Origin of the sequence: Saccharopolyspora sp. 6M (genome assembly GCF_020176775.1) — a bacterium.
Lineage (GTDB): Bacteria > Actinomycetota > Actinomycetes > Mycobacteriales > Pseudonocardiaceae > Saccharopolyspora_C > Saccharopolyspora_C gregorii.
Map to the genome: position 1 here is coordinate 1 of NZ_JAIUJZ010000023.1, position 9,163 is coordinate 9,163.

Consider the following 9,163-nt stretch of genomic DNA (forward strand, 5'->3'; position numbering starts at 1 on the left):
TACGGCACCCTACACCCCCCCGTGGGGCCGGGGCACCCGGGGGCCCCCGCCTTTCCCCCGAACCCCCCCCCCCCCCCCCCCGGCCCGGCCACTCCCCCGGGCCGGGGGTGATCCCCCGGCGCCCCCTCGGTTCCGGAGTCCGGTCACTCCCACTCGATGGTGCCCGGCGGCTTCGACGTCACGTCCAGCGTGACCCGGTTGACCTCGGCGACCTCGTTGGTGATGCGGGTGGAGATCCGCTCCAGCACGTCGTAGGGCAGCCGCGTCCAGTCCGCGGTCATCGCGTCCTCGCTGGAGACCGGCCGCAGCACCACCGGGTGCCCGTAGGTGCGGCCGTCGCCCTGCACGCCCACCGAGCGCACGTCGGCCAGCAGCACCACCGGGCACTGCCAGATGTCGCGGTCCAGCCCGGCCGCGGTCAGCTCCTCCCGCGCGATCGAGTCGGCCGCGCGCAGCGTTTCGAGGCGGTCCGCGGTGACCTCGCCGATGATCCGGATGCCGAGGCCCGGCCCGGGGAACGGCTGCCGGTGCACGATGGTCTCCGGCAGGCCCAGCTCCAGGCCGACCCGCCGCACCTCGTCCTTGAACAGGGCGCGCAACGGCTCCACCAGCTGGAACTGGAGGTCGTCGGGCAGGCCGCCGACGTTGTGGTGGCTCTTGATGTTCGCCGCGCCGCTGCCGCCGCCGGATTCGACGACGTCCGGGTACAGGGTGCCCTGCACCAGGAAGTCCACGTCGCCTTCGGAGCCCTGCACCAGGTCGCGGGCCGCCTGCTCGAAGCTGCGGATGAACTCCCGGCCGATGATCTTGCGCTTCTCCTCGGGGTCGGTGACCCCGGCCAGCGCGCCCAGGAACTGCTCGGTGGCGTCGACCGTCACCAGCTTCACCCCGGTGGCGGCCACGAAGTCCCGCTCCACCTGCGCCCGCTCCCCGGCGCGCAACAGCCCGTGGTCGACGAACACGCAGGTCAGCTGCTCGCCGATGGCGCGCTGCACCAGCGCGCCCGCGACCGCCGAGTCCACGCCGCCGGACAGGCCGCAGATCGCGCGCCGGTCGCCGACCTGCTCGCGGATCGCCTGAACGGTGTCGTCCACGATCGACGCGGTGGTCCACTGCGGCTTGATGCCCGCGATGTCGTGCAGGAACCGGCGCAGCACCTCCTGGCCGTGCGGGGAGTGCGCGACCTCCGGGTGGTACTGCACGCCCGCCAGCCGGCGGTTCCGGTCCTCGTAGGCGGCGACCGGGGTGTCCTTGCTGCCCGCGGTCACGGTGAAGCCCTCGGGCGCCTTGCTGACCGAGTCGCCGTGGCTCATCCACACCGGGTGGTGGCCGGGCAGCTCCTCGTGCAGCGCACCGCCGTCGCCGGTGATCTCCAGCTCGGTGCGGCCGTACTCGCGGGTGCCGGTGTGCTCCACCGTCCCGCCGAGGGCCGCGGTCATGGCCTGGAAGCCGTAGCAGATGCCGAACACCGGCACGCCCGCCTCGAACAGCGCCGGGTCGACCTGCGGCGCGTCCGCGGCGTACACGCTGGACGGGCCGCCGGAGAGCACCAGGGCCGCCGGATCGCGCCGGACGATCTCCTCGACCGGCGTGTCGTGCGGGACGACCTCGGAGTAGATCTGCGTCTCGCGGACGCGGCGGGCGATCAGCTGCGCGTACTGGGCGCCGTAGTCGACGACGAGCACCGGCCCCTTCCCCTCGCGCGGCGGACCCGATGCCGGGGACTGGTCAGGGCTGTTGGCGTTACCGGACACGTCGTCGAAACCTCCAGGCGGATGCGTGCGCTGGAACCCATCATCCCAGCTAACCCCCACCGCCCGGGCAGCGGCTCCGCATCGGCCGTCCCCCGCTCGGCGCGAAGACCGCCGGGGTTCCACGGCCCCCGGTGCCGCGCGGCAGGGGCGGAGCGGCAGGACCGGCGGTCAGACCAGCGGCAGGCGCAGGGCCGCCGGCGCCTCGGCGGGGACCGCCGGGCGCTTCGACGGGATCGGCGCCATCCGGTGGTAGCCCTCGGCCTGCGCGGCGCGCCGGTCCGGTTCGCCCTTGTTCGGCCACATGGAGAACGCCCGCTCGGCCTGGGCGGTGATCGTCAGCGACGGGTTCACCCCGAGGTTCGCGGTGATCGCGGAACCGTCCACGATCGACAGCGTCGGGTGCCCGTACGCCCGGTGGTACGGGTCGATGACGCCGTGCTCGGCGTCCTCGCCGATGGCGCAGCCACCGATGAAGTGCGCGGTCATCGGCATGTCGATCAGCTCGCCCCAGGTGCCGCCGGCGATGCCGCCGATCTCCTCGGCGACCCGCTCGTTGGCCTCCTCACCCGCGGGGATGAAGCTGGGGTTGGGCGCGCCGTGGCCCTGCCGGGAGGTGAGCCGGGAGCCGAACAGGCCGCGCTTCACCCGGGTGATCAGCGAGTTGTCCAGGCTCTGCATCACCAGCAGGATGATCGTGCGCTCGCTCCAGTTGCGCACCACCGCCATCTTCAGCGCCTTCAGCGGATCGGTGCGCACGAACCGCAGCCACTGCTTCCAACGCGGGTCCGGGTGGTCGCCCTTGGTCGGGAAGGTCTGCAGCAGGCCCATCGCGTTGCTGCCCTTGCCGTAGCGGACGGGCTCGATGTGGGTGTCCTCGTCGGGGTGGAACGAGGAGGTGATGGCGACGCCGCTGGAGTAGTCCTGCTCGCCGAGCTGCGGCACCTGAGCGCCGATGATGGCCTCGGAGTTGGTGCGGGTGAGCTCGCCGAGCTTCGCCGACAGCCGCGGCAGGTCGCCGCGGTCCCGCGCCCGGTGCAGCAGGTTCTGGGTGCCCCAGGTCCCGGCGGCGACGACCACCTGGTCGGCGGTGAACACCCGGCTGCCGAGCGCGGTCTTCGCCCCGGTGCGGCGGGTGCCGATGCGCCAGCGGCCGTCGCGGCCTTCGGCGAGCCGGTGCACGGTGGTCAGCGGGAACACCTCCGCTCCCCCGGCTTCGGCGAGGTGCAGGTAGTTCTTGACCAGCGTGTTCTTCGCCCCGACGCGGCAGCCGGTCATGCACGCCCCGCATTCGGTGCAGCCGGTGCGCGCCGGTCCGGCGCCGCCGAAGTAGGGGTCGGCGACGGTGCGGCCCGGTTCGCCGAAGTGCACGCCGACCGGTGTCGGGTGGTAGCTGCCGCCGACGCCCATGTCGGCGGCGACCTTCTTCATCACCACGTCGGAGGGGGTGGTGGTCGGGTTGGTGACGACGCCCAGCATCCGGCTGGCCTGGTCGTAGTGCGGGGAGAGCTCGTCCTCCCAGTCGGTGATGTGCGCCCACTGGGAGTCGTTGTAGAACGGCTTCAGCGGCCGGTACAGCGTGTTCGCGTACACCAGCGAACCGCCGCCGACCCCGGCTCCGGCGAGGATGAGGCAGTCCCGCAGCAGGTGGATGCGCTGGATGCCGTAGCAGCCGATCTGCGGTGCCCACAGGAATCGGCGCAGGTCCCAGGACGTCTTGGCGAACTCGTCGTCGCTGAAGCGGCGGCCCGCCTCCAGCACGGCGACCCGGTAGCCCTTCTCGGTGAGCCGCAGCGCGGCGACGCTGCCGCCGAACCCGGAGCCGATCACGACGACGTCGTAGTGCTGCGGACCGCGCTGACCCTGAGCACCGTTGCTGGAAGCCATGCCGGACACGTTAGCCGTCATTACTCGCGGGTAGCCAGTACTTTCCGGCACTGCGCGCGACCCAATTTCCCGACCCCGAGCCCGATCCACCCGATTCAGGACCAGCGACCCACCGGCCCAGACCGGCCGCGAACCGTCCTCGTCCTGTCCGCGGCGGAGCCGCTGAGCGGAGAACCAGCACGCAGCCGGACCACCCGCGGGTTCTCAGCCGCTTCCTCGGGAGGACAGCGTTTTCTCATGTGGCGGAGCCACCTGTGAAAACGATCCCGCAGCGAGGAAGCGGCTGAGGTTCCGCCACCCCACCCCCGCGCAACGGGGGAAGGACGGCCACGGATCAACGCCGCAGCGTCAGGCCTACCTTCTGGAACTCCTTGAGCTCCGAGTACCCGGTCTTCGCCATCGCGCGCCGCAGCCCGCCGAACAGGTTGGTGGTGCCGGACGCCTCGCTGCTCGGGCCGAACAGCAGCTTCTCCAGGTCGACACCGGCACCGGTGAAGCCCATGATCTCGCTGCGCGGCAGGCTCGGGTGCGCGGCGGCCGCGGTCCAGTAGTAGCCCTGGCCGGGCGCCTCCGAGGCCTCGGTGAGCGCTTCGCCGAGGACGACGGCGTCGGCACCGCAGGCGATGGCCTTCGCGATGTCACCGGAGTAGGACAGCGCACCGTCGGCGAGCACGTGCACGTACCGGCCGCCGGTCTCGTCGAGGTAGTCGCGGCGGGCCGCGGCGGCGTCGGCGATGGCCGTGGCCATCGGCACGCCGATGCCGAGCACCTGGGTGGTCGTGGTGGCCATCGACTCGCCGAAACCGACGATCACGCCGGCCGCGCCGGTGCGCATCAGGTGCATGGCGGTGCGGTAGTCGCCGACGCCGCCGGCGATCACCGGCACGTCGAGGTCCGCGATGAAGCGCTTCAGGTTGAGCGGCTCGCCGTCCCGCGCCACGTGCTCGGCCGAGACGATGGTGCCGTGCACCATGAGCACCTCGACGCCCGCGGCGAGCAGGTCGGGGGTGAGCTCCTCGGCGTGCTGCGGGCTGACCCGCGCGGCGACGGTGACCCCGGAGTCCTTGATCTGCTTGATGGCCCGGGTGAGCAGGTCGTGCCGCACCGGCGCTGCGTGCAGCTCCTGCAGCCGCTTGACCGCGGCGGTCGGCTCCTCGCTCTCGTCCGCGATGCGCACCACTTCGAACAGCAGGTCGTCGACGTTCTCGTGCCGGGCCCAGAGCCCTTCGGCGTTGAGCACGCCGAGGCCGCCGAGCTCGCCGACGCGGATGGCCGTCGCCGGGGACACCACGGCGTCTGTGGGGTGCGTCACCAGCGGGATGCCGAACCGGTACGCGTCGATCTGCCACGCCAGCGACACGTCCTGCGACGACCGGGTCCGCCGGGACGGGACGATCTCGATGTCGTCCAGCTCGTACCCGCGCATGGCCGTCCGGCCCATGCCGATCTCCACCGAATCCCGCACGTCAAGTCCTCCCTGCCAGCACCACAGCACTCCAACGGAGCATTCTCTCTACTCCGGGCTCGGACCTCGCATCCGCCCCGGTCTTTCGGGTCCGGCGCCCGGTGCGTTCAGGCGTGCGGGGCCAGGCCCGCCACGGTCAGCCGGAACAACCTGTCGGCTTCGGCGGCGGCGTCGGCGCGGTGTTCGACGGCCAGCACGATGCCGACGATCACCGTGATCAGGTCGGTGAGGGCGATGTCCGCTCGCACCGCACCGTCGCGCACGGCGCGGTCCAGCAGCGGCGTGCCCGCTTCCTCCAGCGCTCCGGCGCAGGTGTTGCCTTGGACCGGGTCGGTGTCGGGTCCCGCGTAGGACAGCGCGACCGCCAGGCCGCGGACGGTGGCGCAGTAGGCGACCACTTCGTCGAGCCAGCGCAGCAGCGCGTCGCGGCCGTCGGGCGCATCGACCAGTTCGGCGGCGCGACGGCTCAGCGCGTCGATGCGGCTGTGCGAGACCGCTTCGAGCAGGGCGCGGCGGGTGGGGAAGTGCCTGCGCACGGTCGCCGATCCGACTCCGGCGGTGCGGGCGATCTGCTCCAGGGAGGCTTCGGCGCCGCGGGCGGCGACCTCCTGTTCCGCCACGGCGAGGATGCGGGCGTGGTTGCGCCGGGCGTCCGAGCGCTGCGCTCCGGTCACGGCGTCACCTCCTGCTTCACAAAACGGCGGGGTCCGCCGTATCGTACGGGAGCACAAACGGCGGTCCCCGCCGTTTTTCTCCCGAGGAGCAGCATGCCGACCCATCCCGCACCCGTCCTGGTCTCCGGCGCCACCGGCAGGCAGGGCGGAGCCACCGCCCGCGCCCTGCTCGCCGCGGGCGTTCCCGTCCGCGCCCTGGTGCGCGACCCCGAGACCGAACGCGCCGCCGCGGTGCGCGCGCTCGGAGCCGACCTGGTGACCGGCGACCTCCGCGACCGCGACTCCCTGGCACCGGCGGTCGACGGCGTCCGCGCGGTCTTCTCCGTGCAGCTGCCCGAGCTCACCGCGGACGGCTTCGACTTCGACGGGGAGATCGCGCAGGGCACCAACCTCGTCGAAGCGGCCCGCGCCGCCGAGGTGGCGCAGTTCGTGCACACCTCGGTCAGCGGCGCCGGTCAGCACACCGAGGTGCCCGGCATGGCCGAAGGCCGGTGGGGGGTGGCGCGCAGCCTGGGCGCCAAGAGCGCGATCCAGGACCGGGTCCGCGAAGCCGGTTTTCCCAGCTGGACGCTGCTCAAGCCCGCCTTCTTCATGGCGAACTTCCTGCCCTCGATGGGCTTCCTGTTCCCGCGCGGCGTCGAAGGCGGCCTGGTCAGCGTCCTCAAGCCGGACACCCGGCTGTCCCTGATCGCGACGGCGGACATCGGGGCCGCGGCGGCCGCCGCGATCGCCGAGCCGACGCGGTTCCGCGAGGTCGAACTGGAGCTGGCGGGCGACTTCCTGCCGATGGAGCGGATCGCCGAAGTCCTCTCCGGCGCGCTCGGCATCCCGCTGACGGCCCCCGACATGACCGAGGCCGAAGCGCTGGCCGCCGGGATGCCGGGCATGGGCGCCACCCACGACTACCTGAACGCGGTCGGCCAGCCGGCCCGCCCCGAGTTCGCCGCCGAACTGGGCCTGCCGACCACCTCGTTCGAGGTGTGGGCGGCCGCGCACCTGCGCGGCTGACCCGGTGCGGAGTAGGGCGCGGGAACCCTCGGCTCCCGCGCCCCGCACCTCACCGGGTCGTGTAGTTCGGCGCCTCGACGGTCATCGTGATGTCGTGCGGGTGCGACTCCTTGAGCCCCGCCGCGGTGATCCGCACCAGGTTGGCCCGCTGCAGCTCGGGGACCGTGGTCGAACCGGTGTAGCCCATCCCGGAGCGCAGCCCGCCGACGAGCTGGTCCACCACCTGCGCCAGCGGCCCGCGGAACGGCACCCGCCCCTCGATGCCCTCCGGCACCAGCTTGTCCTCGGACAGCACGTCGTCCTGGAAGTAGCGGTCCTTCGAGTACGACCGGCCCTGCCCGCGGCTCTGCATCGCGCCGAGCGAGCCCATGCCCCGGTACACCTTGAACTGCTTGCCGTTGACCAGCACCAGGTCCCCGGGCGATTCGGCGGTGCCCGCGAGCAGGCTGCCCAGCATCACGCTGCTGGCACCGGCCGCGATGGCCTTCGGGATGTCCCCGGAGTACTGGATGCCGCCGTCGCCGATGATCGGCACCCCGGCCGGCCGGCACGCCTGGTCGGCCTCGTAGATGGCGCTGATCTGCGGGACGCCGACGCCCGCGACGACGCGGGTGGTGCAGATCGAGCCCGGTCCGACGCCGACCTTGACGGCGTCCGCGCCCGCGTCGACGAGCGCCTGGGCCCCGGCACGGGTGGCGACGTTGCCGCCGATGACGTCCACCGAGTGGCCCAGCTCCTTCTTCAGGGTGGCCACGGTGTCCACGACCGCCCGGGAGTGCCCGTGCGCGGTGTCCACGACGAGCACGTCCACCCCGGCGTCGACCAGCGCCATCGCCCGCTCGTGCGAGTCGGCGCCGACGCCGACCGCGGCGCCGCACAGCAGCCGGCCGTCCGGGTCCTTGGTGGCGTTGGGGTACTGCTCGGTCTTGACGAAGTCCTTGACGGTGATCAGCCCGCGGAGCTTGCCCGCGTTGTCCACGATCGGCAGCTTCTCGACCTTGTGCCTGCGCAGCAGGCCGAGCGCGGCTTCCGCGGTGACGCCGACCTGCGCGGTCACCAGCGGGGCGGGCGTCATGATCTCGCGCACCCGGCGGGTGTGGTCCACCTCGAACCGCATGTCGCGGTTGGTGATGATCCCGACGAGGGTGCCGTCGGGGTCGGTGACGGGGACACCGGAGATCCGGAAGCGGGCGCACAGCGCGTCCACCTCGGCCATGGTGTCCTCGGGCGAGCAGGTCACCGGGTCGGTGACCATGCCGGCCTCGGAGCGCTTCACGACCTCGGCCTGCGCGGCCTGCTCCTCCACCGACAGGTTCCGCTGCAGGATGCCGACACCGCCCTGGCGGGCCATGGCGATCGCCATCCGCGCCTCGGTGACGGTGTCCATCGCCGCGGACAGCAGCGGCACCCGCAGCCGCACGTTGCGCGACAGCTGCGTTCCCGTGTCGACGCCGCTGGGGATCACATCGGACTCATCGGGCAGCAGCAGCACGTCATCGAAGGTCAACCCGAGCGTCGCGAACTTCGCGGGGAAACCGGGGGCGGTGAGTTCGCTGGTCATGGCGAGGCGGTGTGCCTTCCTGCAAGCAACGGTGCGGTGACCGAAGGTTCCGGGCGGGGGCTCATCGGCGATACCGGGCCACCGGAGGCGGCGGTTCGACGACGTCCCCGGCGCGAGCGGCAGGTGCGATTGCTCCATGATAGAGACCCCGCTGGTCAGACATGGGAAGCGGTGGTGCAACGCACGTGCGCACCCGCGCGGGCGCCCCGAGCGGCGGTGCAGGTCGTGGTGGGCGGTACCGTGCCGGGCGTGCCGCACGATCCGCTGCCCCCAGACCCGTTCGCGGGCGACCCGGAGGACCCGAGCAGAGCGCTCGACGACCAGGAGCCCGAGTTCGGCCCGCCGCTAGGCGAGGACGAACGGGCCGAGCTCCTCTCCGACCTCACCGACCTGGCCGTCTACCAGGCGTTGCTGGAACCGCGCGGTGTCCGCGGCATCGTCGTGGACTGCACCGACTGCGGTGAACCGCACTACCACGACTGGGAACTGCTGCGCTCCAGCCTGGAGCAGCTGCTGCACGACGGTCGGATGCGCCCGCACGAGCCCGCGTTCGCCCCGGACCCCAGCGAATACATGAGCTGGGAGTACTGCCGCGGCTTCGCCGACGGCGTCACCGAGACGGAGAACGAGAACACCCGCTGATCAGCGGCTCCCGCCTCCCCGCCGGGCACGAAGCCCACCGAACATGAAGCGGGTCCGCGCCCCCCCCCGGGGGGGGGGCGGGGGGGGGGGGGGGGGGGTGGGGGGGGGGGGCAGCCGGGGCGCGGGGGGGGGGGGCGGGGGGGGGGGCGCGGGGTTGCCGCGGGGGGGGCGGGCG

The 9,163-nt window shown here is 72.8% G+C and carries 7 protein-coding genes; 2 read left to right on the plus strand and 5 right to left on the minus strand.

Annotated elements, in window-relative coordinates:
- Window positions 1-143: 143 nt before the first annotated feature.
- The 4 genes from guaA to LCD31_RS04255 all read right to left on the minus strand — a co-directional run bounded on the left by guaA (window position 144) and on the right by LCD31_RS04255 (window position 5,777).
- Window positions 144-1,685 (minus strand): glutamine-hydrolyzing GMP synthase, encoded by a 1,542-nt coding sequence (guaA, locus tag LCD31_RS04240; RefSeq protein ID WP_224956120.1) that lies wholly within the window; start codon window positions 1,683-1,685, stop codon window positions 144-146.
- A gap of 237 nt (window positions 1,686-1,922) precedes the next feature.
- The gene (locus LCD31_RS04245) at window positions 1,923-3,638 is read right to left on the minus strand and encodes an FAD-dependent oxidoreductase (protein ID WP_224956121.1); all 1,716 of its coding nucleotides are present in this window, start codon (window positions 3,636-3,638) and stop codon (window positions 1,923-1,925) included.
- 334 nt (window positions 3,639-3,972) lie between these two features.
- Window positions 3,973-5,103, minus strand: coding sequence for a GuaB3 family IMP dehydrogenase-related protein (locus LCD31_RS04250; RefSeq protein WP_224956122.1), 1,131 nt, complete (start codon window positions 5,101-5,103; stop codon window positions 3,973-3,975).
- Window positions 5,104-5,210: 107 nt separating this feature from the next.
- Window positions 5,211-5,777: a TetR/AcrR family transcriptional regulator gene (locus LCD31_RS04255; protein ID WP_224956123.1), complete on the minus strand. Its 567-nt coding sequence runs from the start codon at window positions 5,775-5,777 to the stop codon at window positions 5,211-5,213.
- Window positions 5,778-5,870: 93 nt separating this feature from the next.
- On the opposite strand from LCD31_RS04255, the gene LCD31_RS04260 reads away from it, so the two are divergent.
- The gene (locus LCD31_RS04260) at window positions 5,871-6,785 is read left to right on the plus strand and encodes an NmrA family NAD(P)-binding protein (protein ID WP_224956124.1); all 915 of its coding nucleotides are present in this window, start codon (window positions 5,871-5,873) and stop codon (window positions 6,783-6,785) included.
- Window positions 6,786-6,834: 49 nt separating this feature from the next.
- Here LCD31_RS04260 and guaB read toward each other — a convergent pair whose 3' ends face one another.
- Window positions 6,835-8,346 carry an IMP dehydrogenase gene (gene guaB / locus LCD31_RS04265; protein ID WP_224956125.1) on the minus strand — a complete coding sequence of 504 codons (1,512 nt, stop codon included), beginning with the start codon at window positions 8,344-8,346 and terminating at the stop codon, window positions 6,835-6,837.
- A gap of 240 nt (window positions 8,347-8,586) precedes the next feature.
- Between guaB and LCD31_RS04270 the strand changes: the two genes are divergently transcribed.
- Entirely contained in the window at window positions 8,587-8,988 is a 402-nt protein-coding gene (locus LCD31_RS04270) for a DUF5319 domain-containing protein (protein ID WP_224956126.1), read from the plus strand.
- The last annotated feature ends 175 nt before the right edge of the window (window positions 8,989-9,163 follow it).